At 52.9% G+C, this 25,915-nt stretch carries 26 protein-coding genes; 13 read left to right on the top strand and 13 right to left on the bottom strand.

The features are described 5' to 3' along the window. The first annotated feature begins 20 nt into the window (after positions 1 to 20). From DG177_RS12830 to DG177_RS12805, 6 genes are all read left to right on the top strand, one after another. On the top strand, positions 21 to 659 hold the full coding sequence (locus DG177_RS12830) for a hypothetical protein (protein ID WP_108811835.1): 639 nt from the start codon (positions 21 to 23) through the stop codon (positions 657 to 659). After that, positions 646 to 1,998 (top strand): DsbA family protein, encoded by a 1,353-nt coding sequence (locus tag DG177_RS12825; protein ID WP_108811834.1) that lies wholly within the window; start codon positions 646 to 648, stop codon positions 1,996 to 1,998. The genes DG177_RS12830 and DG177_RS12825 overlap by 14 nt, the downstream gene beginning before the upstream one ends. A gap of 72 nt (positions 1,999 to 2,070) precedes the next feature. Then, positions 2,071 to 2,694 carry a TetR/AcrR family transcriptional regulator gene (locus DG177_RS12820; protein WP_108811833.1) on the top strand — a complete coding sequence of 208 codons (624 nt, stop codon included), beginning with the start codon at positions 2,071 to 2,073 and terminating at the stop codon, positions 2,692 to 2,694. A 3-nt stretch (positions 2,695 to 2,697) separates the two neighbouring features. Further along, positions 2,698 to 3,624 (top strand): formylglycine-generating enzyme family protein, encoded by a 927-nt coding sequence (locus tag DG177_RS12815; RefSeq protein WP_337658813.1) that lies wholly within the window; start codon positions 2,698 to 2,700, stop codon positions 3,622 to 3,624. A 62-nt stretch (positions 3,625 to 3,686) separates the two neighbouring features. Further along, positions 3,687 to 4,679 carry a haloalkane dehalogenase gene (locus DG177_RS12810; protein ID WP_108811832.1) on the top strand — a complete coding sequence of 331 codons (993 nt, stop codon included), beginning with the start codon at positions 3,687 to 3,689 and terminating at the stop codon, positions 4,677 to 4,679. 10 nt (positions 4,680 to 4,689) lie between these two features. Next, positions 4,690 to 5,103 carry a DUF1330 domain-containing protein gene (locus DG177_RS12805; protein WP_108811831.1) on the top strand — a complete coding sequence of 138 codons (414 nt, stop codon included), beginning with the start codon at positions 4,690 to 4,692 and terminating at the stop codon, positions 5,101 to 5,103. Here the strand turns inward: DG177_RS12805 and DG177_RS12800 are convergent. Genes DG177_RS12800 through DG177_RS12785 form a run of 4 tightly spaced genes read right to left on the bottom strand, consistent with a single transcriptional unit; the run spans position 5,100 to position 8,191 of the window. Next, the gene (locus DG177_RS12800) at positions 5,100 to 5,570 is read right to left on the bottom strand and encodes a hypothetical protein (protein WP_108811830.1); all 471 of its coding nucleotides are present in this window, start codon (positions 5,568 to 5,570) and stop codon (positions 5,100 to 5,102) included. The genes DG177_RS12805 and DG177_RS12800 overlap by 4 nt on opposite strands. A gap of 36 nt (positions 5,571 to 5,606) precedes the next feature. Next, positions 5,607 to 6,122, bottom strand: a complete 516-nt coding sequence (locus tag DG177_RS12795) for a hypothetical protein (protein WP_108811829.1) — start codon at positions 6,120 to 6,122, stop codon at positions 5,607 to 5,609. Further along, positions 6,119 to 7,111, bottom strand: coding sequence for a glutathione S-transferase N-terminal domain-containing protein (locus tag DG177_RS12790; RefSeq protein ID WP_108811828.1), 993 nt, complete (start codon positions 7,109 to 7,111; stop codon positions 6,119 to 6,121). Before DG177_RS12790 ends, DG177_RS12795 begins: the two co-directional genes overlap by 4 nt. 9 nt (positions 7,112 to 7,120) lie before the next feature. Continuing rightward, positions 7,121 to 8,191, bottom strand: coding sequence for an MBL fold metallo-hydrolase (locus DG177_RS12785; protein WP_108811827.1), 1,071 nt, complete (start codon positions 8,189 to 8,191; stop codon positions 7,121 to 7,123). 143 nt (positions 8,192 to 8,334) lie between these two features. On the opposite strand from DG177_RS12785, the gene DG177_RS12780 reads away from it, so the two are divergent. From DG177_RS12780 to DG177_RS12760, 5 genes are read left to right on the top strand one after another with little or no spacing between them, the layout of a single operon-like run. Then, positions 8,335 to 9,342 carry an NADP-dependent oxidoreductase gene (locus tag DG177_RS12780; protein WP_337658812.1) on the top strand — a complete coding sequence of 336 codons (1,008 nt, stop codon included), beginning with the start codon at positions 8,335 to 8,337 and terminating at the stop codon, positions 9,340 to 9,342. A 5-nt stretch (positions 9,343 to 9,347) separates the two neighbouring features. Next, the gene (locus DG177_RS12775) at positions 9,348 to 10,292 is read left to right on the top strand and encodes a haloalkane dehalogenase (RefSeq protein WP_108811825.1); all 945 of its coding nucleotides are present in this window, start codon (positions 9,348 to 9,350) and stop codon (positions 10,290 to 10,292) included. A gap of 1 nt (position 10,293) precedes the next feature. Then, entirely contained in the window at positions 10,294 to 11,379 is a 1,086-nt protein-coding gene (locus tag DG177_RS12770; RefSeq protein WP_108811824.1) for a DUF2855 family protein, read from the top strand. Between the two features lie 25 nt (positions 11,380 to 11,404). Beyond that, on the top strand, positions 11,405 to 11,707 hold the full coding sequence (locus DG177_RS12765) for a hypothetical protein (RefSeq protein ID WP_108811823.1): 303 nt from the start codon (positions 11,405 to 11,407) through the stop codon (positions 11,705 to 11,707). A gap of 4 nt (positions 11,708 to 11,711) precedes the next feature. Next, the gene (locus DG177_RS12760; protein ID WP_108811822.1) at positions 11,712 to 12,329 is read left to right on the top strand and encodes a glutathione S-transferase N-terminal domain-containing protein; all 618 of its coding nucleotides are present in this window, start codon (positions 11,712 to 11,714) and stop codon (positions 12,327 to 12,329) included. A gap of 9 nt (positions 12,330 to 12,338) precedes the next feature. On the opposite strand, the gene DG177_RS12755 is transcribed toward DG177_RS12760, so the two are convergent. The 4 genes from DG177_RS12755 to DG177_RS12740 are packed head-to-tail and all read right to left on the bottom strand — an operon-like array spanning position 12,339 to position 16,140. Next, positions 12,339 to 13,040, bottom strand: coding sequence for a hypothetical protein (locus tag DG177_RS12755; RefSeq protein WP_108811821.1), 702 nt, complete (start codon positions 13,038 to 13,040; stop codon positions 12,339 to 12,341). Between the two features lie 18 nt (positions 13,041 to 13,058). Further along, positions 13,059 to 14,855: a sulfatase-like hydrolase/transferase gene (locus DG177_RS12750; protein WP_108811820.1), complete on the bottom strand. Its 1,797-nt coding sequence runs from the start codon at positions 14,853 to 14,855 to the stop codon at positions 13,059 to 13,061. Continuing rightward, complete coding sequence (locus DG177_RS12745) at positions 14,852 to 15,256, bottom strand: hypothetical protein (RefSeq protein ID WP_108811819.1); 405 nt, start codon at positions 15,254 to 15,256, stop codon at positions 14,852 to 14,854. The genes DG177_RS12750 and DG177_RS12745 overlap by 4 nt, the downstream gene beginning before the upstream one ends. Further along, entirely contained in the window at positions 15,253 to 16,140 is an 888-nt protein-coding gene (locus DG177_RS12740; RefSeq protein ID WP_108811818.1) for a DJ-1/PfpI family protein, read from the bottom strand. Before DG177_RS12740 ends, DG177_RS12745 begins: the two co-directional genes overlap by 4 nt. Positions 16,141 to 16,277: 137 nt before the next feature. Between DG177_RS12740 and DG177_RS12735 the strand changes: the two genes are divergently transcribed. Then, positions 16,278 to 18,056, top strand: a complete 1,779-nt coding sequence (locus DG177_RS12735; RefSeq protein WP_337658811.1) for a long-chain-acyl-CoA synthetase — start codon at positions 16,278 to 16,280, stop codon at positions 18,054 to 18,056. A 27-nt stretch (positions 18,057 to 18,083) separates the two neighbouring features. Further along, complete coding sequence (locus DG177_RS12730; RefSeq protein WP_108811816.1) at positions 18,084 to 19,226, top strand: glutathione S-transferase N-terminal domain-containing protein; 1,143 nt, start codon at positions 18,084 to 18,086, stop codon at positions 19,224 to 19,226. A gap of 159 nt (positions 19,227 to 19,385) precedes the next feature. Here DG177_RS12730 and DG177_RS12725 read toward each other — a convergent pair whose 3' ends face one another. From DG177_RS12725 to DG177_RS12705, 5 genes are all read right to left on the bottom strand, one after another. Continuing rightward, positions 19,386 to 20,072, bottom strand: a complete 687-nt coding sequence (locus DG177_RS12725) for a LacI family DNA-binding transcriptional regulator (RefSeq protein WP_108811815.1) — start codon at positions 20,070 to 20,072, stop codon at positions 19,386 to 19,388. A gap of 44 nt (positions 20,073 to 20,116) precedes the next feature. Continuing rightward, complete coding sequence (locus tag DG177_RS12720; RefSeq protein WP_108811814.1) at positions 20,117 to 22,576, bottom strand: glycoside hydrolase family 3 N-terminal domain-containing protein; 2,460 nt, start codon at positions 22,574 to 22,576, stop codon at positions 20,117 to 20,119. 91 nt (positions 22,577 to 22,667) lie between these two features. Continuing rightward, positions 22,668 to 23,867: an MFS transporter gene (locus tag DG177_RS12715; protein ID WP_337658810.1), complete on the bottom strand. Its 1,200-nt coding sequence runs from the start codon at positions 23,865 to 23,867 to the stop codon at positions 22,668 to 22,670. After that, positions 23,860 to 24,918, bottom strand: coding sequence for a substrate-binding domain-containing protein (locus DG177_RS12710; protein ID WP_108811813.1), 1,059 nt, complete (start codon positions 24,916 to 24,918; stop codon positions 23,860 to 23,862). Before DG177_RS12710 ends, DG177_RS12715 begins: the two co-directional genes overlap by 8 nt. A gap of 6 nt (positions 24,919 to 24,924) precedes the next feature. Further along, positions 24,925 to 25,893, bottom strand: a complete 969-nt coding sequence (locus DG177_RS12705) for a glycoside hydrolase family 16 protein (protein WP_337658809.1) — start codon at positions 25,891 to 25,893, stop codon at positions 24,925 to 24,927. Positions 25,894 to 25,915: the final 22 nt, after the last annotated feature.

Here is a 25,915-nt window from a genome sequence, read left to right as displayed (position 1 = left end):
GACGATATGAGCAGAACGATATGAATAGAGCAAAAGGGATCTGGCTGGGCACGCTAGCGCTGCTCTATTGTAGCTTCTGGGTCTGGTATGGCGGCAATGGCGATCCGATCACGCAGGCCGAGGGTGAAAAGATGCTCAATCAAATTGAGCATGTACACGGCGTCAAATTCGAAGACACCCCCGAAGGTAGTATGAGCCGCAATCTAAGGACCATGCTGCCCCATGATGACGGCAAGGAATTTTACGCGGTTAATCTGGAAATCCGCAACAAGGGCGCGAAGGCAAAGGAAGCCGAGGCGCGATATGGTGAGATTGTCATTCCCTTGCTGTTAAAACGCGGTGGTCATCCGGTTTTTGTGAGCGAACGTGCCGGATTGATGCTTGGTAAATATGGTGAACGGATCGATCGGGTTGCCGTGGTGCGATACCGTTCCTTGCGCGATCTGCTTGATATGGTCGGTGACGAGCGGATGGTCGGGGGCAACAAGTATAAAAGCGCATCGCTGGCGCATACAGAGGTGTTTATAACGCGGCCGACAATCACTTTTGTACAGGTGCGTTTGATGCTGGGAATGCTTTTTCTGATCCTGGGTTTTGTCGGTTGGAAGCTGATCGGCTTGCGACAGAACAGGAAACGTGACACCGATGCTGGAGCCTGACAAAAATCCCAATCCCCGTCTGATGGTCGATCCGCCGGGCTGGCTGCGTCACCTGATGCGGCGGCAGTTTGATAGCGTCTCTGACCTCAAGCATGTCAACAAACGCCGCGCGAAAGCGGAAAAGAAGCGGCAGCGTAGCGGTGATCCGCATGTGGTGGAATATTTCCACCAGCTGGATGACCCCTATTCGCATTTGACCGCACAAGTGCTGGCGATCTTTGCGGAGCGCTATGACGTCGTGATCAAGCCGCATCTGATCCGCGCATCTGGCGGCAAGAACCAGCCGGAAGCGGAGAAACTCGCGGCATGGGCACGGCGTGATGCGGAATTGATTGCGCCCTATTATGGATTAGAGTTCCCCCACGAAGCGCCGGTTCAGCCGAATATCGGTAGTCAAATGGCAAGTGCCCTGTCGTTGTCCAACAAATCAGATGAAAAATTTACAGCCGCGCTGTTCGATGAAAGCACAGAGCTGTGGAGTGGAAAGACCAAGATTGGCCTTGGCGGTTCTACAATGGATGAGATTTTGAAGAAGGGTAGTGAGCGCCTCGCTGAACTCGGGCATTATTCCGGTGCGACATTCTATTATGCAGGTGAATGGTATTGGGGCGTGGACCGGTTGTTCCATCTGGAACAACGCCTGCGCGATCTGGGTGTTTGCGAAGCCCCCGATCTGCCTTTCATCTGCCCGCGCCCCGATATTAATGTCAGCGGCGTGGATGCCAGCGGATTGACGCTCGATTTCTATCCCTCGCTCAACTCGCCTTACACCTCGATCATCTATGACTGCACGATAGCGCTCAAAAACGAATGCGGCATCCGGTTCAATCACAAACCCGTCCTGCCGATGATTATGCGCGGTGTACCTGCGACCCGCGCCAAGGGCATGTACATCATGTTTGATACCTGGCGCGAAGGGCAATTTCTGGGGGTGAATTTTGGTCCGGTGATGACACCGATTGGCGAGCCAACCAGGCTTGCTTACTCGCTGTTTCCCTGGGCGATGAAACAGGGCAAGGATGAAGCATTGATGTCATCCCTGCTGCATCATGCCTTTTCACAAGGCCTGCCATTGCACACCACAAAAGGGTTGAAGCAAGCTGTCGAAGCGGCGGGCCTAGATTGGGATCAAGCATCAAAATATCTCGGCAGCGATGAGTGGAAACCAATGGTGGAACGTCATCAGGATGAAATGGTTGATGGCCTGGGGCTTTGGGGTGTGCCGAGTTATAAGTTAAGCGGTCCAGATCGCGAGCCTGATCTGGCCGTATGGGGGCAGGACAGGCTGTGGCTGATCTCCGCCGAAATCCGGAGGCGCGCTGCAGCACTTAGAACTTGATCAGCAATGAGAGCCAATAAATATTTTGGCACAGTGGCTGGCCATTGCTAGAGCCCAATCAAAAGGAAGACTATGGCAAAGCAAACCACATCGAAGAAGATGCAAACAGAGCATGAAAAACCCCATCCCGATGGCCGCCGTCAACGCAGCCAGGCGAGCCGCGCAAAAATCGTCAAAGCTTTCATGGAATTGATTGAGTCTGGCGATCCATCGCCCAGTGCTGCGAGGGTTGCAAAACGTGCGGGTGTTGGATTGCGGTCGGTCTTTCGCCATTTTGACGACATGGACTCACTATATGCAGAGATTGATGGCATTTTGAACGCAAAATGGGGGTCTTTTCTGACCGCGCCTTATAAGTCGGGCGATTGGCAGGAACAATTGATCGAATTGATCGCGCGCCGCGCGAAAGTGAACGAGGCCACTTATACCCACCGGATCATGACCTCAATAGCCCGGTTTCGCTCGGAATTATTAATGTCAAATTACAAGCGATTGCTGAAATTTGAGAAGGATTCTTTAAACAGGATTCTGCCCAAATTTGTTCAGAAAGACAAGCAACGCAGTCACGCGATATTGCTCGCGACTAGCTTTGATAGCTGGCGGCTTTTTCGTCAGGATGAAGGGCTCAGCAACAAGCGGGTTATTGCCACCATGTCGCAAATGGTCAGTGATCTTGCTGCGCAGATTGACGATTGAGTCATGCGTTGCTGGATAGCGGTGGTAACGTTTCTGATTGTCGGTTGCGGTGCCGCGGAAGATGATCAGTCCACGGAAGCGGTCGAAGTCAGCCAATGTCAGGGCCTGATCACTAACAAGATGATCTGGGTTCCTGGCGGCAGTTTTACCATGGGAGAAAATCCGCGTTACCGTGAAGAAGGCCCGCCGCGCGAAATCCGTGTGGATGGCTTCTGGATGGATAGTCACGAAGTCACCAATGCCGAATTCGCGGCCTTTGCGAAGGAAACGGGCTACAAGACGCTAGCTGAACGCGATCCCCCGAAGTTAAAAGGCGCGCCACCGGAAATGCTGGTGCCGGGTTCCGCTGTATTCAATGTGCCAAGCGATGATGATCCGCGCTGGTGGCGCTGGGAAACCGGGGCGCAGTGGCGCAATCCTTCGGGATCAGATAAGAATATCACCGGCAAAGACCAGGTGCCAGTAGTACAGATCGCCTATGACGATGCACAAGCCTATGCCAATTGGGCGGGCAAGAAGCTGCCCAGCGAAGAGCAATGGGAATATGCTGCGCGCGGCGGCGAAGCTGCACGCGCAGAACCCAAAGATGCTAATGGAGCACCGCAGGCGAACTATTATCAGGGTGTTTTTCCGGCCAGGGATCTGGGTGAAGATGGGTTCACAACGCGCGCGCCAGTGGGATGCTTCAAGCCCAATGGCTACGGGCTCTACGATATGCTGGGTAATGTCTGGGAATGGACCAGTGGAGACGGCGTGCGCGCCGATGCCAGTGAAGGTGTGAAAGTAATCAAAGGCGGATCCTTCCTTTGCGCCGCCAATTATTGCGCCCGCTATCGCCCCTCTGCACGGCAGTTTCAGGAGCGAGGGCTAGGCACCAATCATATCGGATTCCGGTTGGTGGACAATGAAAAGCCGGCGCCACAAAGCTGAATAAATTTGACTCGAAAAATATGACATATATAGTGCCAATATAATTGAATAGGAAACTAACCATGAAAGTCTTGCGCACTCCCGATAGCTGTTTTGAAAATCTTGCCGGCTACGATTTTGAACCTCATTATTCTGAAATTACCGCTGCCGATGGCACCACATTGCGGCTGCATTATCTCGACGAAGGGCCGCGAGATGGTGAGATTATCCTGTGCATGCACGGGCAGCCTTCATGGTCCTATCTGTACCGGAAAATGATCCCGATCCTGACCGGTGCTGGTTTCCGGGTAATCGCACCGGACCTGATCGGCTTTGGCAAGTCGGACAAACCATCACATATCGATGATTATGCTTATCAAGGCCATGTTGACTGGATGAACCAGTGGTTCCGGGCGATGGATATTTCGGACGTGACCCTGATGTGTCAAGACTGGGGCGGCCTCATCGGGCTGCGCGTGGTGGCTGATAATGTCGATCGATTTGCCAGGCTGGTCATTGCCAATACCGGATTGCCGTCTTCCGCGATGATCAGCGAAGAAATGTCGGAGATGATGGGCAATCTCTATCAATCTATTCCGGTGCCGGACGCCGCAATGGTACGCGAACAGTTTGAAAGTGGCTCGCCCGGCGCGTTTATGTTCTGGGTCAAATATGCGGCAGAAAGCCCCGAATTTTCAGTTGGCGAGGTATTTAATCTGCTCTCCGGCATAGACGATCAAGCGATCCTAGACGGCTATACCGCGCCGCATCCGGACGAAACCTATAGTGCCGCGGCCCGAAAATTCCCCTCCTGCGTCCCGTTCATGCCGCATCATAAACCCGACCGCGAAGCCAATGACCGGGCGTGGGACGTGCTGGAAAAATTCGAGGGGCCTGTGCTGACAGCTTTCAGCGATGGCGACCCCGTGACCAAGGGCGGTGAAACCCAATTTCAGGAACGGATCCCCGGCGCGAAAGGCGTCGATCATGTTACCATCAAAGGCGGTGGCCATTTTCTTCAGGAAGACCAACCCGAACAGCTTTCCAAAGCCATTATCAACTTTATGAAGTCATAGGAGCACGCCCATGAAAGTTTTCAATCAGGTCAACCCCTCGCCAGAACTTATGCAGGAATTTTTCGGCGGTGAAGAAGATGGTGCGTTCGTCATGGTCAACCTGCTCAAATTCAAGGACAAAGCTGAATATGCCGATGGCCGCGACACCGATCTTAGCGGGGCAGAAGCCTATGCTCTATATGGAGCTGCTGTGGTGGAACGCCTTGCGGCCGTTGGTGCAAAGCCGCGTTATAGCGGACCGGTCACCGGATTGATGCTGGGCGAGGTTGAGGAAAATTGGGATATGGTTGCGCTGGCAGAATATCCGTCGCTGGAAGCTATGAAGACCATGATCATGTCGCCCGAATATCAGAAGATTGCGGTTCACCGCGTAGCGGGCCTTGAAGGTCAGCTGAATATCAAGACTAAGCCAGGATCTCTCTAGCTCTCGGCATTTTTTCCCGGCCAAAGCGCCAAAACCAGCATCATCAACGCGACAAATGGTAGGACAAGATTGCCAATCTGGCCCGGTGCAGTGCCGAGAGTTTCGACTGGTTTGAACTGGCCGATCAATCCGCGCCCAATCCATTCCATAAGCACAATCAGCCACAAGAGTGGCACCATGGATTTATAACGGACAGCCGCCAGCAACATCAGCATGCCCAGCAATAACTGGATCAGGCCCCATTGCGCAAAAATGGCGATGATCGTGGCGGTTGCTCCATCAGAATAATTGTCGAGCGGAATAGTCGCAATACTCTGCGCGCCGCCATCGGCGGCAAGCATATGATGCTGGCTGCGCCACAGGGTGATTGCGGTGAACGGATAGAAAACCCAAAGGGCGATTTTCTGTCCGCGAAAAACATTGTCGAATTGCGCCGGGAAGAGGCGGGCAGTAAAACTGTTACTCATGATAATCGATCCGAACCAATACGTATGATGTTCGTGTCAAGGCGCGAAACTCGACCGGCCTTTGATGCCCCAACGACCATTTTCAAAAACAATGACATAGAGAGACTCATAAGCCTGGATCTTTGAGCCATCCTTACGGAATCGCACAAAGGTGGTGGCAACATGAACCTTGGACTCATCTCCCTGTACAATATCGCGCCTAGTCCACGCGCTGTGATCCCATTCGGGACCAAGAAATTTTAACAGATTTTGCCGTTGCTGTTCCTTCGATAATTTGAGGAATGGCATGGCCTCTTCGGCATTTTCAGAGATATTGATTGTACCACTGGCATAACGGAAATGCGGAAAGTGATAGGTCTCAAAATGCTTCTGAAGGTCAAGTTCGTTCAAGCCATCCATGAACTTGTCCAACACTCGCATGATTACTGCATCGCGTGCGTCATTCGCTATCTGCTCTGCCTTTGCAGTGGCGGTCGTGCCCATGGAAGCGATTGTTAACATCAGGAATGCAAGAAAAATCTTGAGCAGCTGAGTTGATTGAAGCCGCATCATTGCAAGAATTCCAAATAGTTATTTTCATCCAATATCGGATCAACCTTCGCCCGCGCATCGGCGTCCAGCTTGCTGTATCGATAACGCAATTCTCTCAGGCATTTGAGCTGATATTTGAATGTGCCTTGTGAGTAAGGAAGCCCGTCAACCTCCATGCTGAACGTTTCTTCGCCTGCTTCCATCGCTGCCTCATTGGCAAGAAGGAACGGCACATAGACACGGCCAAACTCTGCCAACAGTTTTAAGGCGACGGGTTTGATCGGTGCATTGGCATCATCCCATTCACCCTCGATCCCCGACATATCATCGACATGGAGTAACCAACGAAATGTATAGGGAAAATCGGCGCGCATCATCGCTTGCGCTGTCGGATCGACACCCAATTGGGAAAACTGTCCATAAATGCTGATTTCGGCCAAAGAAGGCCGCGAACCAAACAGGTAATGTTCGTTCACCACATGGTCTTCGAGCGCCTTCATAACCCTGCGGGTGGAGTCTTCGATCAACGGGAAATTTTCGCGCGTACAGCCGACCATTCCCATCCGGCCTACCTGCCGCTCGCGGAAAATCTTTGCCATGCTTTGGCTCGTTTTCAAATTGCCGCCTTTCAAAGCGTCAAAGGATAGCCAGCGGCTCATCTGGATTTGGTCCACTTCCTCTAGCCAGCGATAGCCAAACATCGCTTTGGTCAACCACTCATCGCCAAAATCCTCCAGCAAATGTGCAATAAACGCCTGTGCAGGATCGGGTGGCACAACGCCGCGTTCCTTGTGGCGCTCTTCCAGATCATAAAGCACGGGCGTGCTGTCATTTTTGAAGCTGCCATCGGGATATTCGATAACCGGAATGACCGGTGGGAGCGATTTCTCCGCCGCCAATTGCTGCACGTGACTGCCATGGCTCCAGGCATGCGTGATCCGGCGATAGCGCATCAACGCCCGCATTTTCATCGAATAAGGAGAACCGAGTGCGCCGTGAATTGTGTACATGTCCGTATCCTATTTCAGCTGTGTCTGTTCGATATTGGTTTTGTTTGCTGGCAGGCTGAACAGCATACGATCTTCACCAACGGTAATTTCTCCGTCAAATTTCTCCGGCGCATCTGCCAGAAAGGCGGGATAGAGATAAGCGCTTGGCAGGGGAGGGACCAAATGGCTGAGTACCAGCTGTTTCACGCCCGCCGCCTGCGCTGATTCCGCCGCCTCAGCGGGTGTAGCATGGTAGTCCAATATGTCCTTTGTTATGATTGCAGCATTTTCCAATCCACGCTTTTCCAATGCTCCCGTCATCTGCTTGACCATATGAGACGCCAGCGCTTCATGGACCAACAGATCAACTCCTTTGCAGACGCGTTCCAGATTATCAGATTTGGCTGTGTCCCCGCTGATGCAGACAGAACGATCTTTATAGTCAAACCGATAACCGACGGCGGGTGCGACCGGATCATGATCAACCTTGAAAGCGGTGATTTTGAGACCGCTCTTTTCCAGTATAACCACGGTACTGCCGGTCATCTCAAAAGGACGCGCTTCCACGCCGCCGCCTGTTGATGGAGCAATTTTCTCACCATGATGAGCGGTGCGGTAGCTGTTATCGGTTGTGTAGGCAGCGTTGAAGCCTTCCACAATTGCTTCAACACCCGTCGGGCCATGTACTGGAAGAGGTGCCGTCGATGCACCCTGAACCCAGTAGGCCAGCATCAACGGCCCCATGCCGTCAATATGATCGGAATGGAAATGGGTAAGCAACACGCCCTCCACGTCGGGAGCTGGAATCGCCATCAGATTAAGATTGCGAGCGCCGCCTTCGCCGATATCCACGATAAACATCTGGTCACCCGCAATCACGATATTACAAGGCCCGGCGCGATCCGGATTGGGCAACGGTGACCCGGTACCGCACAGACCGACATGCAGACCATCTTCCAGTCCGGCCAGATTGTCCGTGCCGATACGTGCATCCAGTCCGCGCTGAAACAGGCTCAGCCCGATTTGTTTCTGGAACAGGAAAACAGATGCAACCGCGACGAGCATGAGAATACCGAAAACCAGACTTATCTTTCTAAACATGGAATTTCTCCAACCTCGGACGGCAATGACGGATGAAATTATAATATGACACTATAAATGTCATTAAGAAATTGCCATATGCGGAATTTCGGCTATTATAGCATTAATAGTGTCAATATATGAATAGGCCGCGGACTAACGGAATGACAGACAAAAAGCCAGTACAAATCCGGATGTCAGACTATCCAGCTACCGGGAATGCACGCGATATTTGGCGAGTCACCCATGATTCCCTTCGCCCCGTTGAAGATGGGGAAGTGTTGGTTCGGCTCGACTATATTTCCATTGATCCAGGCATGCGTGGCTGGATCACCAACAAGCGCAGCTATATGCCACCAGTAAAACCGGGCGGCGTCATGCGCGCCTTTGGTGTGGGTGAGATAGTCGAATCTCGGGCGACAGGACTTGCTGTGGGCGATCAGGTTACAGGATTCACCGGTGTACAGACGCATGGTGTTTTCAAACAGGAGAACTTGCGGAAGGTCGGAATTCCCGGCGTTCCTCCGCATACATTTCTCTCTGGTCTCGGCATGACTGGCTACACCGGGTATTTTGGCATGACAGATATCGGTCAACCCAAAGAGGGCGAAACGGTGGTAGTATCTGCGGCATCAGGTGCTGTTGGCAGTATTGCAGCCCAGATAGCCAAGCTGGCCGGTGCACGGGTTGTCGGCATTGCCGGTGGTCCGGACAAATGCAGCTATCTGATTGATGAACTGGGTCTGGACGCTGCAATTGATTACAAAAAGGGGGATATCAGTGCCGCGCTAAACGCAAATTGCCCGGACGGCATCGACCTCTATTTTGACAATGTTGGTGGTGACATTCTGAGTGCTGTATTGAACCAGATGAATTATCAGGGCCGAATTGTCGTGTGCGGCGGCATTTCTCAATATGGCGATTTCGCGAGCGCAGCCGGCCCGGCCAACTTCATGACTGTTGTAACCCACAGCCTCTCCATGCGCGGCTTTACAATGCGTGACTATATGCACCGCGTTCCGGAAGCGCTCGATTGGCTTGTTCCGGCATGGAAAGAGCGTCGGATCAAATTTCGTGAGCATATCGTGGAGGGAATAGAAAACTTTCCGAATGCCTTCGATATGATCTTTGATGGCAAAAACCACGGCAAATTGCTGCTTAAACTAGGGTAACGGATATGGAGTTTCTACGCACACCAGACGAGTGTTTTGAAAATCTGGCAGACTACCCGTTCGCCGCGAACTACGTGGATGTATCGGATTTTGAAGGCAGCACCCTGCGTTTGGCTTATGTCGATGAGGGGCCACGCGATGGGCAGCCAGTTGTGATGATCCATGGCAATCCGACATGGTCCTATATGTGGCGTAAGCTGATCCCGGTGCTCGCCGAGAACGGATACCGCGCCATTGCCATCGATCTGATCGGCATGGGGCGATCGGACAAGCCGGCCAGGATGAGGGACTACACAATCGCTCGTCACGAAGCATGGGTGAAGGAAGCGCTCTTCGAAAAGCTCGACTTGGAGAATGCCCATTTTATCCTGCATGACTGGGGGGGGATTATCGGTCTGCGCGCGATTGCCGATAATCAGGACCGAATTGCCAGCGTTATCATGTCGAACACCGGCTTTCCTGTACGCGACCCGGATGAGGCTATCACACAAATGGCACGTAAGGGCGCAAAGATGCTGCGGGGCTTTCAGCTCTATATTCGGTTCCGGAAGAACTGGGAACATTGGAAAACGCTGCGCAAGCTAGTGCTGTCCGAAATGCCCGATGCAGATGTGGCAGGGTTTGCAGCACCATATCCCGACAAAAGATATCTAACCGGGAACCGCCAGTTCACCCAGATGCTGCCAACTCGCAACGACAATCCCATTTTGACGGAAAACTGGCAGGCATTGCAAAGGCTCAAAAACCTTGAAAAGCCATTCCTCAATCTTTTCTCTGACAAAGACCAGGTTGCCCCACAGGGCTTCAATAGTGTGCGACCAATCATTCCGGGAACCCGGAACCATGAACCAGTCATCCTCAAGGATGGGTCCCATTTCCTGCTTGAGGATGTGCCACAAGAATATACCGCCGAGGCCTTGAATTTCCTCAAATCAGTGGAGACCGGGTGATATGACTAAAGTCACTGAATTATGGGTAACCCGCGACAAATTGCGCGAAACAAGGATTGTCGAAAGCGACCAAAAACCCCTTGAAAACGGCCAGATCCGCGTTGCCATCGACAAGATGGGGCTGACCGCGAATAACGTCAGCTATGCCGTTTCTGGTGACGCGATCGGATATTGGAAATATTTTCCGGCCGAAGGCGCATGGGGCAAAGTCCCCGGCTGGGCGATGGCGGACGTGGTCGAATCACGCAGCGACGCCATTTCTGAAGGCGAACGGCTATATGGTTTCTTCCCGATGGCCAGCGAGGTGATCCTGGAACCCGGTCGCACGGCAGATGATTTCTTCATGGACGAGGCGCCGCACCGCGCCGAGCTTCCTGCGCTCTACAATCAGTATCGCCGGACGCGGAGCGAACCGGAATTTCTGCAATCCCTCGAAAATGAGCGTTGTCTTCTGTTCCCGCTCTTCGTCACATCCTTTGTTCTCTACGATTACCTGATCGACAACGCATTCTTCGGCGCGCAGCAGATCATTATCGGTTCGGTATCATCGAAGACCGGCTTCGGTCTAACCCACCTGCTCAAGAATGATCCAGAGGTGAGCCAGAAAGTTGTGGGTCTAACATCGTCCGGCAATGTGGGCTTTGTCGAAAACCTGGGCTGTTGCGACCAGATTGTGACCTATGGCGAGGCAGACGATATCGACAGGAGCCTTCCATCAGCGTGGATCGATATGTCAGGCGACGGCCCGCTCACCGGTGAACTGCATCGACTGATGGGCGACAACATGGTTGAAAGCTGTATCGTCGGCGCTACTCACTGGGAGGCGGAGCGCAAACGCGACAAGAACTTGCCGGGTGCTTTGCCCACCTTCTTCTTTGCCCCTGGACACATTGCCAAGCGCGATGCCGAATGGGGTGCAGGCGAGATATGGCGACGCGGTTCTGAGGCCGGCGCCGAAATTGCCAAATCGGTGTCGGACCAGATTGCGGTCGAGAGGATATCGGGTGCGAGTGAAGTCGCCGCGATCTGGAGGGAGATGCTTGACAACAATGTTTCACCAAGCCGCGGAATCATGATTGCGATCTAATCATGTCCAACAAAGGAGAGTAGCTATGCGTCTTTCAATTCTAGTGTCAATTTCTACCCTGGCCATGGCAGCTCCGGCTCTCGCCCTAAACGCCGCCGCAGACAGCAAAGCCGCCCAGGAAAATTTCAGTCAGGCCGATGGCGATAAAGACGGCCAGCTGACAAAGTCCGAGTTTCGAAAATTCATCGATGCCAATGCGGCCGACGATATTGGCAGGGCGTCGATGATCAAACGCTTCGGCACCTATGACACAGCCTTTGGAAGAGTAGACGCGAACAAGGATGGCCTTGTAACTCCAAAAGAACTCGCCGCTTCACAAGGGAAATAATATCATGACACTCAAACTGCACTTCGCCCCGAACAGCCGAGCCAGCCGGATCAGCTGGCTGCTTGAAGAGCTGGAACTGCCCTATGAGCTTAACGCCATGGCTTTTCATCCCAAGGATCTGAAATCGGATGAGCATCGCGGTCGCCATCCGCTGGGGCGTATTCCGGTGCTAGAGGATGGCGATGTGTCGATTTATGAGTCCGGTGCGATCGTCGAATATATCCTCGAGCGCCACAAAAACGGAGGTTTGAAACCGGCGGTCGATGATCCGAACTACCCCTATTACCTGCAATGGTTTCACTATTGCGAAGGCATGGTGATGCCGCCGGTCAACACCATCGTGGTTCACACATTATTGCTGCCGCCCGATCGACAGGACGAAACCGTGCGTGAGCAGGCCAAGCGCCTGCTGACCAAGGCTTGGAAACCGGTGGACGAAGCCCTCGAACGAAAGGATTATCTGATCGGTAATTTCTCCGGTGCGGATATCATGCTCGGCCATGCTGCTTTTATGAGCAACCGCCTGGGCTGCGTGACCGATGATATGCCGAACCTGAAGGCCTATGTGCAGCGGATTACTGAAAGACCGGCCTTTGCCAAGGCGATTACAATGGGAACCTAGGCTAGAGACCTAATCACCAAAAAACGAATAGCGCGGGCCTCTTGGCTTGGGAGTTTTATGTTCCTCTGGCAATTTGCAAAGCCGGTTCATTTTTGTCACCGAACCATCGGCATATTCCCACACCAGTTGCTTGCCATCCAGGTAGCGGCGCACAACGACCGGTCCCCATCCGAAGACATTGAAATCCAGCTTGCCATCGCGCCATTTCATGCTGGCAGAGGTGCGGTTGCAATATTCTTTACCACCTAGGGTAAAGAGCACCGAGCCTTCGGTATCGTTGGAATTTAGCCCGCCGGTCTTGTTGGTTCCAGCATCGTGAATGATCCCGGCAGCGGTTATGACCGTCCGGTCGCCGCATTGCTCGACGCGCTCAAGATGGCCGATCTTGGCATTTTCGCCGCCACCTGTACCAATCCACAGTCCGCGCATATCGTCCGCACCCTCGACAAGGGGCTCGGTACATTCGGCCAATATGGGAAGCGGGAAATGATCATAGGCACAGCCCGGTGTATTCCCTTTGGCGATGTCCGCCGCCATTTTCCCGCTGCCATCGAGTTCGGGCATTTCGCAATAGTTGATGGTGCTGCCGTCCCCCGCCAATGTTTCCGGATCAGTTGTAAGCGGTGGCCTCGGTGAGAAAAAAGCAAGCCAGAACAGGAACAGAAAGAGCAGCAGCAAAGTGCCTGAAATGCGGAGCATCCATTTTTTCATATCAAGTTCCCATGTTGTTCATTGTTTGCGTCTTGCGCGTGCGTAAAGGACGAATGGCGATACAAACAGTAACAAGAGAATGCTGATCAGGATCGCAGGCCCCGCCTGTTCGCGCAGTCCGTTGAGAGCGACTTGCTGCTGCGCATTGAAGCCCTTTGGAACAGGAAGCACACCATTTTCTTTCGTGTACCGGACATAGGCATTAAGCATTTTCTGAAAGCGCTTCGGCTCGCTTTTTGACAGATCCCGCGTTTCACCGGGATCGTCCACAATGTTGTAGAGATACCATTGTCCATCGCCTACCGGGCCCCGGTTGAGGACAATCTTGTAATCCCCTTGAAACAGCGCACTGTTTCCGCCCAGTTCATAGCCAATCGGTTCATCCGGCTCGTATATGCGGTCTTGTTCACCGTTGATCAGCGGGACAAGGCTGCGCCCGGTCATGGCCTCCACTTCCCGGCCTCCATAACGCAAGGCACCAAATCTTGGCAGAGGTTTCTCCGCACCGGCCAGCTCGAGGATGGTGGGCGCGATATCGGTGGCAAAAGCGAAGGCACTGGTCATAGCAGATTGCGATGGCAGGACCTCACCGGCAATGATCAGCGGCACGCGCATACCGCCTTCGCCGGAATAGAATTTGTAGTAGGACAAAGGCGAAGCGGCAGCGCTTGCGAAGCTGGGACCGATGCTGTTGAAACTGCCTTTCAGGCCGAGTGTTTCATAGTCATTTTTATAGTCCTGCCGCGTAAGCGCAAATCGAGTCAGCGCCGTATCGGGGTCGGCAGGACCGCTGGGTTCCGCACCGTTGTCTGAGGTGAAAACAAATATCGTATTCTCATATTCACCAATGCTTTTGAGATGCGCGATTAGACGGCCGATGTGAAAATCCATAGCCTCGACCATCGCCGCATAGACCGCCATGCGTTTGGCCTGGTATTTTTTCTGCTTTGGCGTGAGCTTGTCCCAATCCGCAGTGGTTTGCATATCAACCATCGCGCTGTTTTTGGGAACCAAGCCAAGTTCCACCGCCCTCAGATAGCGCTGCCGCCTGAGTTCATCCCAGCCGCCGTCATAAGTATCCATATAACGGTCAATAAACTCCTGCGGCGCCTGCACTGGCAAGTGCACCGCCTGAAATGGGACATAGGCCAGAAACGGTGCGCCATCGCCCGCATTTTCATCGATAAATTCTATGGTCTTGTCGATCAGAAATCGCGAGGAATAGAAATCATCGGGGAGCGTGGTCCGCTTGCCATCGGCGAACCAGTTGGCCTGCTTATAAATTGGCAGATAGGGTTTCTGCTCCCAATTATCCGCGCCGGAATCGGCCATGATGAAGCTGCGCTCAAAGCCGCGCGCGCTGGGCAGCAAATCGGGCGTCATCCCGAGATGCCATTTGCCGGCGATATAGGTGTGATAGCCCTGATCCTGCAAAAGCGTCGCGATGGTCACGACATTGCGGCCCAAAACGCCGCGATAATGGGAGTATTGTGTCTGCTCGGGCGGGAGCATTTCAGGGATATTCGGAACCCCCGCCCGATGACTATCCACACCGGTCAGCAGCATCGCACGCGAGGGCGCGCAGCTGCCTGCGGTGTGATAGTTGGAAAAGCGCAAGCCCTTGGCCGCCAGCGCAGATATGGTCGGCGTGTTGATCTCGCTGCCATAGGGCGCGGTATCGGTAAAACCCAAATCATCGGCGAGGATGAAAACAATATTGGGCCGGGAAGATTGGGCGCTGGCTGCATTGCTAAAAGCAATCAAAAGCACACTGGCGAGAGCGGTGCGGAATAGAATGAAAGTGCGCTTTTTCATTCTGGCTTTTGCGATTGATCAGCGGTCAGTTTTTTGGATGCAATCAAAAGTAAGGTGCCGATGACAATTTCCGGCACGATCAACGGTATCACCAGAGACGCGCCATGAAACAGCCAGGCCAATATGCGGAAGATCGCGATCGCATAGACCAGCAACGATGTGGCGAGGAACCACTCGCGCTTTTTCGTGACCATGCCAAACAAGACAAATAGTCCCATACAAAGAAACAAACCACCGACATCGCCAATCTGGCTGCTAAGCGCCGCGCCGTTGAACAGGGACATGTTCAGGGCTTCCGCCGCACCAGATGGCGCAACTGCCCACCGCAGGCCCATGACGAGAAAATTGAGGGCAATCAGTCCGGTCAGCACCCAAAGTACGGTACGCAGCGCCTTTTTCATTCTGTAGTTTCCTCATCTTTCGATGCCGGGGCGGCAGGCAGTTTGGAAATAATCTCCATCATCTTATGGGCTGTGACATGGCCGCTATTCTGGTTTTGCCCAGTCACAAAACGTTTCTCGTCATCGATCACAACATGGGTTGCAAACATGTCGCGAAAGGCGGTGCTGCTTTCATAGAGCGCACCCGCTTTGCGAAGCTCCGTTTCCGGATGCATCGGGGTCATGCTTACGCCCAGTTCTTTGATCTGTTTATCACTGACACCCGTAGCTTTTCTGCCAGCGATGATTGGTTTTCCATCCTCATCCTTGGCGTTGATTAAGCCTAATGCGCCGTGACATACCGAACCGATAATTGGCCTCTTGGCAAAATAGGCATCGCTGATTTTCTCTCCCAGCTTTTCAGAATAGCCGAGATCATAAGCAGCGCCCCAGCCGCCCGATATGAAGATTGCGTCATATTGCGTGAAATCGAGGTCATCAATCTTGATACTGTTCTTGATCTTGCCCCGTAGAACCGGGTCTTCGAGATAGCGTTTATCCTCCGGCGTGATGGCCATCCGGCTGAGGGTCTGCGGATCAACGGGAATCACACCACCCTTGATACTGGCAATATCGACATCCATCCCGGCGTCAAGAAATCCATAATAGGGATGGGTAAACTCCGATGCCATGACTCCGGTTGGATCGCCCGTTGTCTCACCCGGCTTGTTGAGCACGCCGTGATTGGTTGCGATGATCAGCGCCTTTTTCCCAGGCAACTTGTAACTCGGTCCATCATAGTCGGGATGTAAGCCCAGCGCGTGGACGATCGATGGAGCAGCCATTGCCAATATGACGATGGTCAGGGCTAACAAGCCGAAGATAGTGAGCAGTTTCTTTTTCATGGCGAGCCTTGTGGTTGGGATTCTCTTGACCCTTCTAATCCAATATGACACACATAGTGTCAATATAATATTTCCTCTCATAATTCCCACAGATGACGCTAAACAGTTTCTTCTATGAAAATTCTGGAGATCGAAAAATGCTGAAAACCCTCAAGAGAAACTTTGCATTTGCGAGACGCATTTCCAGTGTTCTACGCAGCATAAAGGATTTGCAACCGGACTCGCCTGTAACAATGGCCGATGAGTTTGAAGCCACCGTCGATCGATCCCCCGATTCCGCCGTTTTCGTCTTTGAAGGACAAACTCTAACTTATCGCGCTTTTGATGGGCGCGCTAACCAGATTGCTAACTGGGCCATCGAGCAAGGTTTTAAATCTGGCGACACCGTTGCGCTAATCATGGAAAATTGTCCCGACTTTGTGGCGATCTGGTTCGGTCTTTCAAAAATTGGTGTGATTACCGCACTGATCAATACCAATCTGGAAGGCGCCGGGCTCAAACATTGCATCGATATTGTGAACAGCAATGCAATCATTGCAGCCGGCGTTCAGGCCCAGCGAGCTGAAGCCATAAGGGATACGCTTGCTGATGACATAGTGATCTGGAACTTTGACGGCAAAACAGGAGAGGACCTGCAAGCCCAGCTTGCAAAACATAGCCAAGATCGCCCCGATCCTGCAATTCGTTCGCATATTCGCGGATCAGACACTTGTCTCTATATCTATACATCGGGCACCACCGGTCTGCCGAAAGCGGCCAAAATCACGCAAATGCGCATCCGCGGGACATCGCGTACAGCGATTGCGTTAAGCGGAGTTAAAGCCGGAGACCGCGTCTATAATGTTCTCCCGCTCTATCATATTACCGGCGGAGGCATGGGCATTACCGGCCCGCTTTACGTGGGCGCGACTGTTATATTGCGGCGTAAATTTTCCGCCTCCGCTTTTTGGGATGACGCGACTGACAATGAAGCGAGTTTGTTCGTCTATATTGGTGAGCTCTGCCGCTATTTGATCAATGCTGACCCGCATCCCAAAGAGACCAGTCACCAAATGCGTGCCGGTTTTGGCAACGGTTTGCGTGGTGACGTATGGCGATCCTTCATTGATCGGTTCGAGATTCCAACCATGCACGAGATTTATGGCTCAACGGAAGGTAATGTCGCGTTCGTCAATTTTGATGGAAAAATTGGGGCTGTTGGCCAGATGCCCAAATGGATTGAAAAGAAGATGGGCGTTGCTCTTGTGAAATTTGATGTCGTCGAGGAACAGCCTATCCGCGATGGAAACGGATTTTGCATCAAGGCAGGTGTTGACGAACCCGGAGAAGCGCTCGGGCGAATTGGAACCAGCGGGCGCGAGTCATTTTCCGGCTATCATGAAAAGAAGGCCACCGAGTCCAAAATTCTCACTGACGTGTTTGAACCAGGCGACCGCTGGTTTCGGACTGGCGACCTGATGCGCCGCGATGCTGAAGGTTACGTCTATTTTGTTGACCGCATTGGCGACACATTTCGCTGGAAAGGCGAGAATGTTGCAACAAATGAAGTATGCGACGCGCTTTCCAAATATCCAGCAATTGATCTCGCCAATGTTTACGGCGTGGAGGTTCCTGAAACAGAAGGACGTGCGGGCATGGCTGCCATTACCGTAGGCGATGGATTTGATATTGGCGGGCTGCGCGAACATTTGGCGGCGCATCTTCCCGTCTACGCAGTACCGCTGTTCATTCGTATTCAGCCGGAAGCAGAGACCACTGGCACGTTCAAATTCCGCAAGGTCGAGCTGGTGAAGGAAGGCTTTGATATTGAGGCGGTTGACGATCAGATTTGGTTCCTTGAGCCAGGACAACAGAACTTCATCAAACTCGGCGCCGACCAGCATGACCGTATCAACAATGGTGATTATCGCTTCTAATCTCACTCAATCGAAAGAATTGCATCAATGACCACACCCCATATTCTCTATGGCATGGCCGGTTCACTCTACACCGGTAAGGTGCGCGCCTATATGCGGCAGAATCATATCCCGTTTGTAGAGCACAAGGCAGGCAGCAGGCGGTTTACCGAGCAGATTGTGCCCAAAGTTGGTCGCTGGATCATTCCGGTTGTCGAAACACCGGAAGGAGAATTGATTCAGGATGGCACGGTCATTCTCGATCATTTTGAAGCCAATGGCGCGAGTGTAAAATCCATCTATCCGCAAACGCCGGTCATGCGCGCAGTGGCACATCTGTTCGAGCTGTTTGGCGGTGAGGGCTTGTTGCGCCCCGCGATGCACTATCGCTGGAATTTTGATGATGTGAACTTGCCGTTTATCCGCGATGTATTTCGCGATGTCCTGCCCAATGGCCTTGATCCCGAAGCGCAAAAAGCTGTCTTTGATCATGCCAGTGGACGTATGCGCAAAGCGGCGGTGGCCTTTGGCGTGACGCCAGAAACCTTCACGACGGTGGAAGAAAGCTATGCCGATTTTCTCGGTCGCTATAACGCACATTTGCAGCAGACACCCTTTCTGCTTGGTGGTCATGCAACCATCGGCGATTTTGGGTTGTTCGGACCGCTCTATCCACACCTGGCACGCGATCCCAAGCCGCTCCACCTGATGCAAACGACCGCTCCAAGGGTGTTCCGCTGGACAGAACGGATGAACATGCCGGAGATATTTATCGACGAAGAGGCGGAGCGGGTTGGCGACAAGCTGTTCGCTGATGACGAGATTTCCGACACGCTGAAATCACTGATGTATTTTGTCGCAGAGGAATATCTTGGCGAAATTACGGCCCATGTTGAGTTCGCCAATGATTGGCTGGAGAAAAATTCGGAAGTCGATCCCAGCAAAATGCGACTTGGCCGGGGAATCGGCATGACCAGTTTTAACTGGCGCGGACATGAGATCACGACAGCGGTAATGCCCTATCGTTTCTTCCTGCTCCAGCGCCTGACTGACTGGATCGAGGGCCTGGACGGGCCAGATCAACAGTCCGTTCGTGCGCTTTTTGCCGAAACCGGCCTCGAACCAATTCTCGACCTGAAAACCAGCCGCAGAGTTGAACGGAAGAACCACCTGGAAGTCTGGGCGGATTGATCAACAGACCTACGCTTTCGGGACATAGCGGGCGTCAGGGCGGCGATAGTCTTATTTTTGTTAAGTCTGGAACTGGGCCGGCAGCGGACTGTCCGCTGCCGGCTGCTTTGGGCGAAAAAAGCGGACGTTGGAAATCTAGGTTGCCAACTCTCGCTATTTCTACTCGTCCTTGCGTCCCAAACACAGGCATATTTTATCGATCGATTGTTTCGCATATTCTGCGATATCATGGTTTCTCAGGGATGCGATTGTCGCGCCTTTCAATTCCGCAAAACTGCTGAGTGAAGCGACCTTATTGGCTTTGGCTCCAACACCGAACCGCTCGTTATCGAGGCTCATATCATAGTCGAGATGAAGCGCGGCATCACAATAGTCTGGAAGGCTTTTTGAGTTTCTGAAATCATCATCGTCAACTATATGGAGCGATACGGTATACCCATGACGTTGGGCATTTTCCCGTAACGCTTCCAAAACGCGGAATATGCGGTTTGCCGATGTATTTCTTATACCCGTCAACTTGTCGCCGGCGATAATTGCAATATTCTTGAACGCGCTTTTTCGCAGGCTCGATGCTGCTGTATTGGGATGATAATTCATCTCTTCGGAGATACGGATTATCTTGTCCCGCAGAAAATCACTGACCTGAGAGCTGCCACGCAAAGCACGCGAAACCGTCGTAGGGGCACATCCGACTTTCTTCGCTACGTCAATCGAAGTCACCGCCTTTTTGGGAGCGCTGTTCAAGACCGGGGCCGATCCCTCGTTCACAGCCTTTTGATTACGCGCCCGCTTTTTTTCGATGGGACGCACATTGGTTGCTGATGCGATCTTATGGACAGTTGCCATGAATTTATCCTCCTGCACTCCTGAGAAAGTCGAACTGGGTCATTTCAATCCAACAATGCCGGACACGGTGTTGGTTCGTCGGCTTCATCGATCGTCGCGCTCAATAAAGTCACCGCCAAACCCGCTTCTCCTTCCAACCGGAAGGCGTTCCCGACGCTTTCAAAATCACTTTCAGCTGTTCCAAGGCATCGTAGCGGGATTTGGAGGCTCCGAACTTTGCCGATTTCGGCTTGTCGAAACCATCGCGTCAGCGACATTCGGCTGTTATGAAAAGCCAGCACAGCGCCGCCTACGCCCTTTGCATCCACCCGCATGTCTATCGCGAGGGCCAAAGACTTTTGATATTGGTCGGTCATGTTAGCCATTGGTCCTTCGATGCTGACCGAGCCTGCCCCCGTCCAAACGAACGCCTTGCCATCTTCTTGAGCCGCAACGTCGATGGATCGGACAGAAAGCAAGCCAGATGGGCTTTCGGCCGAACCGCTTGCAACCGGTCGTTTTCCGCCCAAATCAGAGATGTAAAGCGTCCAAGGTTTCTGAGCGCGCCCATTCGAAAAGAAATCAGCTGCGTTCATTGCCTTTTCAAGGTCGATGCCCGGATCTTCTGACAAAGGGGATAGAGTGGCAGAACTTCCATAACTCAGGCCATAGCCGCGCTTGAAAAGCGGTTTTTCAATCGGCGAGTTGGCATCAACCGGCCAATGGAATGGCAGTTTTCCGTTAAAGTCACGTGATGATTTACCGTTTTGCTGCGCGACCATGACATCGGCCAGACCGTCACCCTGGGTCCCGGGAAGCCAAGCGGCTACGAATGCGTCCGAAGCATTAATCTCTGGGCTAGTGAACATGGCCCGGCCGGAAAGAAAAACAGAAACCACAGGGATGCCCTGACTTTTTAGCTTCTTTAGGAGCGCCAAATCCTTGGCTCCGGAAGGTTGGTAATCAAGGGTTGTGACGTCTCCCTGGAACTCTGCATAAGGTTGTTCACCAAACACGACGATCGCGACGTCTGGTTTGCTTACATAATCCCCATCGGCTGATAATTCAGCGCTTCCACCAGCTGCACGGATGGCATCAGAAAGCCCTTGCCAGATCGTTCGTCCATTGGGAAAATCGGATCGCGTAACATCTGCGCCTTGCCAGCTTATCGTCCAGCCACCGGATTGCATCGCGAGACTATCTGCGCCGGGTCCAGCCACCAACACATTCGTCCCTGGCCGTATAGGTAAAATCGACCCGTTATTCTTGAGCAATACAAGCGATTTTGCGACGGCTTCACGGGCCAAGGCCAGATGGTCTGACGCGCCAATGTCGGAATAGCTGCTGCGATCCCGCATCGGATCATCAAGCAGACCCAGCTTTATTTTCACACGCAAAATGCGGCGCACAGCGTCATCGATCCGTTCCATTGGGATAGTCCCATCTTGCGCATCTTGAAGCGTGTTTTTGTAAAGCTCTTTCCAGCTATCGGGGGCCATGAACATGTCGAGCCCAGCATTGATAGCCTGCGGGCAATTCGTCACCGTACAACCGTCCACTTGACCGTGGCCATTCCAATCCCCGACGACAAATCCTTCAAATCCCATTCGGTCTTTCAAAGCATCGGTTAGAAGCGATTTATTGCCGTGGTTTTTGACGCCGTTCCAGCTAGAAAAACTGGCCATTGCGGTCAACGCGCCCGCTTCTATGGCCGGCGGATATCCGGCAGCATGAATTTCGACCAGTTCGGCCTCATCAATAACCGCATCGCCTTGATCCTTACCATTCAGGGTACCGCCATCGGCCAGAAAATGCTTTGCTGTTGACGCGACTTTTCCCGCTTGCAAAGGCTGGCCATTCGCCAGCTGGCCTTGCAATCCATAGACCATCGCGCTTGCATATTCGGCGACGATGGCCGGATCGGACGAATAGCCTTCATATGTCCGGCCCCACCGCTGGTCCTGCGGAACGGCCAATGTGGGAGCGAAGGTCCATTCTATGCCGCTAGCGGCAATTTCTTTTGCAGTCACAGCTCCGATGCGACGGATGAGGTCCACATCGCGCGCGGCTCCCAGTCCAATATTATGTGGAAATATTGTCGCGCCCGGGACGTTGTTGTGCCCATGAACCGCATCAACACCGAAAATAATCGGGATGGCCACATCGCCCTTGCCATATTGCAACGACGCGGCTCGAAATTCCCGCACCATCCGATCCCAATCTTCGGCCGACCCGCGTTCGTTCCCATAAGGACCGCTATTTCCCCCGGCCAGCAAAGACCCCAGCGGATAGGTAAGCAAGTCCTCCGGTTCAATCGTGCCGATATCAGCCTGGATAAGTTGACCGACTTTTTGCTCGATCGTCATTTGTGCGAGCAAGCCATCAATCCGCTTTTCCGTTTCAGCATCGCTGAGTGCTTCGGGGCTCTTGGCTTTCGGCCAGTTTTCCGCTGCCGCAACCGATCCCGAAACGGCGTCTTCAGATTGATTTTGAACGCATGCAGCCAGCATAACGATGCTCGCCATTGTGATTATTTGCTTGCGCACTTCCAAGCCTCCCCCGAATCTCTGTGAACGTTCACAATTGTTATCTAGTCCGGGGACTAAATGCAAGGGATTATCTAGCCTCGGGAAGGGTCGCCAATAGAATACAAGAAAGAAGTGCGAGGCCGGCAAATAGTAGCAACATTGCTGGGAATCCAAAGACTGGAACCATGGCCAATACGATCCATGGCATGATGAGCGATGGCGCCGTGTTGGTCAGGTTAAAAATCCCCAAATCGCGGCCGCGTCGCTCTGGCTTTGGCAGCACGCGCAGGGTCTGACTGGTATGGAGTGCGAGAAATACCGCTGTGGCGAGACCGAAGATAACATAACTGCCGACCGCCGCAGCCAAAGACGATGAGAGCGCCATACCCACCAGCCCGGCAGCGGCAAAACCGGCGCACAAAACCAAAGGAAATATGGGACGGCTCTTCAAGTCCGTCCATCGGCCCATGACCATCGCGACCGGGATGGATATTATCAGAACAAAGCTCAATACCTGCGCGGTACTGCTCTCGCCCATGTCCGAGTCAATCGAACGAAACCAGTAGAGTAAGTATGAAAACAGAGCCGCCTGCGAAATTTGCAGCAGCAACCGCGCAGACCACATACGCATAAGCACACGGGTTTGGACACCATCAGACCCAATGTTTCTGTCCTCATCCTCCGGCTTGCGATGGAGTTCGGCAAAATGCACAGGTTTCGCAAAGAACAGAACCGGCAATACGCAGACACAGACCAATCCTGCCAAAAGCCACAGTCGCGCTTCGTCACTTGCCAATCCCGGGATGGTTACGATGGCCCCAGACATGGCGCCCAATGCTGGTGAGAAAGCGAGCAGTCCTCCGAGCAATCCTTTCTGATGGTCTGGCACACAATCACCCGCCCAAGCACCAAGTGGAGCCAGCATCATGTTAAGCGCGAGTTGCCATAGTAGCATCAGTCCGATCAGCGCTTCCAGCTGCTCGGTCCAATTGAACAAAACGAGCAATATACAGGATGAAAACAGACCGCAAAACGTCCAACCACGACGGTTCTTCGTTATATCGCTCAACCAACCGAAAACGATATTTCCAATGCTAGCTGAAATAGCGCCAGCAAAGCTGATATAGGCCAGCCATTCCACATCATTATAACCTGCAAATACTGTGACACGCGCAGGCAGAACGATCGTCAAAAATGGCACATAAGCTATTGCTCCTCCGGCTGCAGCCAGAGCATAGAGCAACATAAAGCGATAGCTTTGCAGCTTTGGAGAATGTGCGTCAGCCACCTTTTGGCGGCGGTGCAGTGGACTCGCGTTCGACAAATCCAGCCTCAACAATCGTTGGACCCGCAGCGGATTTTTCACCCCGTTTCGCGGCGACAATCATTTCAACGGCCCGCGATGCTGTTTCGGCGACAGGCTGATCGATCGCCGTCAGCGCCGGGCGTGTAAATCGCGTCATTGGGCTGTTATCGAAACTCACTATTGAGAGATCTTCTGGCACCGAAAGGCCAATTTCATGGGCATGTTCCATGGCGGCAATGGCCATATGGTCATTGCTGGCCAAGATGGCTGTTGGCCTGGGCTCTAGCGATAGCAATGTACGCGCTGCCGATACCCCGGACGCATAGCTAAAATCGCCTTCGGCACAAAGGCCTTCGATCGACAATCCGGCCTTCGCCATTTCATTTTTCCAACCGTTTTTGCGCCAGCTGCTTAATTTGTAACTGCCAGGGCCAGTGACAAAGCCAATCTGCTTGTGCCCTAGATTGATCAAAAATCGTGTCGCCATTTCCGCAGCGCCTTCATCACCCATTTTGAGTGGAATGCCGCCGCCACGTTCGGCCGAGCCGATTTGGGCAAAGGGAATATTATGCGTGCTGAGCAGCTCGGTAATGAGCGGATTGTCAGAATGGGGAGGCGTTAAAATTACACCATCCGGCTGCAAGGCGGCAATGGCGGCCTTGAGTTCGCGCTCGACATGTTCGTTGCGGGTGTCCACCAGTTCCAGAATGAGCCGATAGCCAAGTTCTGCGCATTTAAGCATTCCGCCGAGCAACATCTGGTCAACCCAGTCGCTTCCCTGCCGGGCTTGCCAATCAGCGATAGTCCGTTCCCGGTCATTCAGGGCCAGTATCAGATACGATCTGGACCCGCTCATCCTTTGGGCAGCAATGGATGGAACATAACCAAGTTTGTCTATCGACGCCTGGACCTTGTTCTTCATTGCCGGGCGCACATTCGGTTCATCATTTATGACCCGACTAACGGTCTGCAGGGATACCCCCGCATCAGCCGCGACATGCTTGATTGTAACCGCCTGACGTAGCCGTGCCATTCCTGATTATTCCCCTGAATCGATACAGTTATGTGGGTTAACAGGTCGTTCGGTACATTGCCAGACCCGGACGAAGTCCACTTCAAATCGCTTGGGAAAACCATCTTCAGAAACACCGCCAGCTCCCCGATCTTCGGACAGTCTGCCACCTATGGCAAGATTGAGGATCAAGTGAAAAGGCTTGTCAAACGGGGCATGGGGATCGTCAGAGGCGGTGGTAAACCAGTCTTCTGCTGTCTTGGTGGCAATATGGCGACCGTTGACGAGCCAGTCGAACCTGCCTTCGCTCCAGACAATAGTATAGGTGTGGAAATCATCCAGTGAGCCGGGCAAAGGCACTTCCGTATCCGCCTTTTTGTTGTCGGGCCAGAGCCCGCCAAAATGCAATGCTGCCATAATCGTATTTTCAAGCCCGCCCGGGCATTCTTTACAGGCTATGCCCAAATTGACGGCTTCCATGATATCGATTTCGCCCGATGCGGCCCAGCTGCCATAGTCATTATCTTCCGGCAGCATCCAAATGGCTGGCCACGTTCCTTGACCTTGCGGCAGTTTCGCTCGCACATCTATCCGGCCATAGCGCCATGAAGCCTTGTCTTTGGTTGTGAGCCGCGCCGACGTAAATGGTTTCGTGTTTATCGCCTTCCGGTCTTCGGCAGTTTTTCGAAGATGGGTTGGCAAAGCCGGGCCGGCCGATTCCTCTTTATGCGCGGTAATGACCAATTTACCGTCTTCAAGCGATGCATTTTTGATATTGTCAGTATAGCATTGCCGTTCATTGTTACCGCCGCCCCAGCAATCGATGTCGAACCCCCATATGGAGCCATCAATCGATGATCCGTCAAATTCGTCTGACCAAATCAGGTCCCAACCCTCCATATCGCTCGGGCTAGTGAATGCATCAACAGCATCATCGGCCGCACAACCAGCGGTGAGGAGAGCCAGTGGGACAAATTTAAGACAGAATCGCATCATTTGAATCTCTGCATATCGGTAA

It is taken from the genome of Sphingorhabdus sp. Alg231-15, assembly GCF_900149705.1.
Lineage (GTDB): Bacteria > Pseudomonadota > Alphaproteobacteria > Sphingomonadales > Sphingomonadaceae > Parasphingorhabdus.
Note: the sequence above shows the minus strand (reverse complement) of the source record. Positions and strands in the feature narration are given on the sequence as shown.

Coding starts and splice junctions, on each gene's coding strand:
- DG177_RS12730 (WP_108811816.1), top strand. CDS start 18,084: ATGACCACACCCCATATTCTCTATGGCATGGCCGGTTCACTCTACACC.
- DG177_RS12750 (WP_108811820.1), bottom strand. CDS start 14,855: ATGAAAAAGCGCACTTTCATTCTATTCCGCACCGCTCTCGCCAGTGTG.
- DG177_RS12705 (WP_337658809.1), bottom strand. CDS start 25,893: ATGATGCGATTCTGTCTTAAATTTGTCCCACTGGCTCTCCTCACCGCT.
- DG177_RS12710 (WP_108811813.1), bottom strand. CDS start 24,918: ATGGCACGGCTACGTCAGGCGGTTACAATCAAGCATGTCGCGGCTGAT.
- DG177_RS12720 (WP_108811814.1), bottom strand. CDS start 22,576: ATGGCGAGCATCGTTATGCTGGCTGCATGCGTTCAAAATCAATCTGAA.
- DG177_RS12795 (WP_108811829.1), bottom strand. CDS start 6,122: ATGATGCGGCTTCAATCAACTCAGCTGCTCAAGATTTTTCTTGCATTC.
- DG177_RS12735 (WP_337658811.1), top strand. CDS start 16,278: ATGCTGAAAACCCTCAAGAGAAACTTTGCATTTGCGAGACGCATTTCC.
- DG177_RS12805 (WP_108811831.1), top strand. CDS start 4,690: ATGAAAGTTTTCAATCAGGTCAACCCCTCGCCAGAACTTATGCAGGAA.
- DG177_RS12820 (WP_108811833.1), top strand. CDS start 2,071: ATGGCAAAGCAAACCACATCGAAGAAGATGCAAACAGAGCATGAAAAA.
- DG177_RS12740 (WP_108811818.1), bottom strand. CDS start 16,140: ATGAAAAAGAAACTGCTCACTATCTTCGGCTTGTTAGCCCTGACCATC.
- DG177_RS12800 (WP_108811830.1), bottom strand. CDS start 5,570: ATGAGTAACAGTTTTACTGCCCGCCTCTTCCCGGCGCAATTCGACAAT.
- DG177_RS12755 (WP_108811821.1), bottom strand. CDS start 13,040: ATGAAAAAATGGATGCTCCGCATTTCAGGCACTTTGCTGCTGCTCTTT.
- DG177_RS12770 (WP_108811824.1), top strand. CDS start 10,294: ATGACTAAAGTCACTGAATTATGGGTAACCCGCGACAAATTGCGCGAA.
- DG177_RS12815 (WP_337658813.1), top strand. CDS start 2,698: ATGCGTTGCTGGATAGCGGTGGTAACGTTTCTGATTGTCGGTTGCGGT.
- DG177_RS12725 (WP_108811815.1), bottom strand. CDS start 20,072: ATGGCAACTGTCCATAAGATCGCATCAGCAACCAATGTGCGTCCCATC.
- DG177_RS12780 (WP_337658812.1), top strand. CDS start 8,335: ATGACAGACAAAAAGCCAGTACAAATCCGGATGTCAGACTATCCAGCT.
- DG177_RS12765 (WP_108811823.1), top strand. CDS start 11,405: ATGCGTCTTTCAATTCTAGTGTCAATTTCTACCCTGGCCATGGCAGCT.
- DG177_RS12790 (WP_108811828.1), bottom strand. CDS start 7,111: ATGTACACAATTCACGGCGCACTCGGTTCTCCTTATTCGATGAAAATG.
- DG177_RS12810 (WP_108811832.1), top strand. CDS start 3,687: ATGAAAGTCTTGCGCACTCCCGATAGCTGTTTTGAAAATCTTGCCGGC.
- DG177_RS12775 (WP_108811825.1), top strand. CDS start 9,348: ATGGAGTTTCTACGCACACCAGACGAGTGTTTTGAAAATCTGGCAGAC.
- DG177_RS12785 (WP_108811827.1), bottom strand. CDS start 8,191: ATGTTTAGAAAGATAAGTCTGGTTTTCGGTATTCTCATGCTCGTCGCG.
- DG177_RS12825 (WP_108811834.1), top strand. CDS start 646: ATGCTGGAGCCTGACAAAAATCCCAATCCCCGTCTGATGGTCGATCCG.
- DG177_RS12830 (WP_108811835.1), top strand. CDS start 21: ATGAATAGAGCAAAAGGGATCTGGCTGGGCACGCTAGCGCTGCTCTAT.
- DG177_RS12760 (WP_108811822.1), top strand. CDS start 11,712: ATGACACTCAAACTGCACTTCGCCCCGAACAGCCGAGCCAGCCGGATC.
- DG177_RS12745 (WP_108811819.1), bottom strand. CDS start 15,256: ATGAAAAAGGCGCTGCGTACCGTACTTTGGGTGCTGACCGGACTGATT.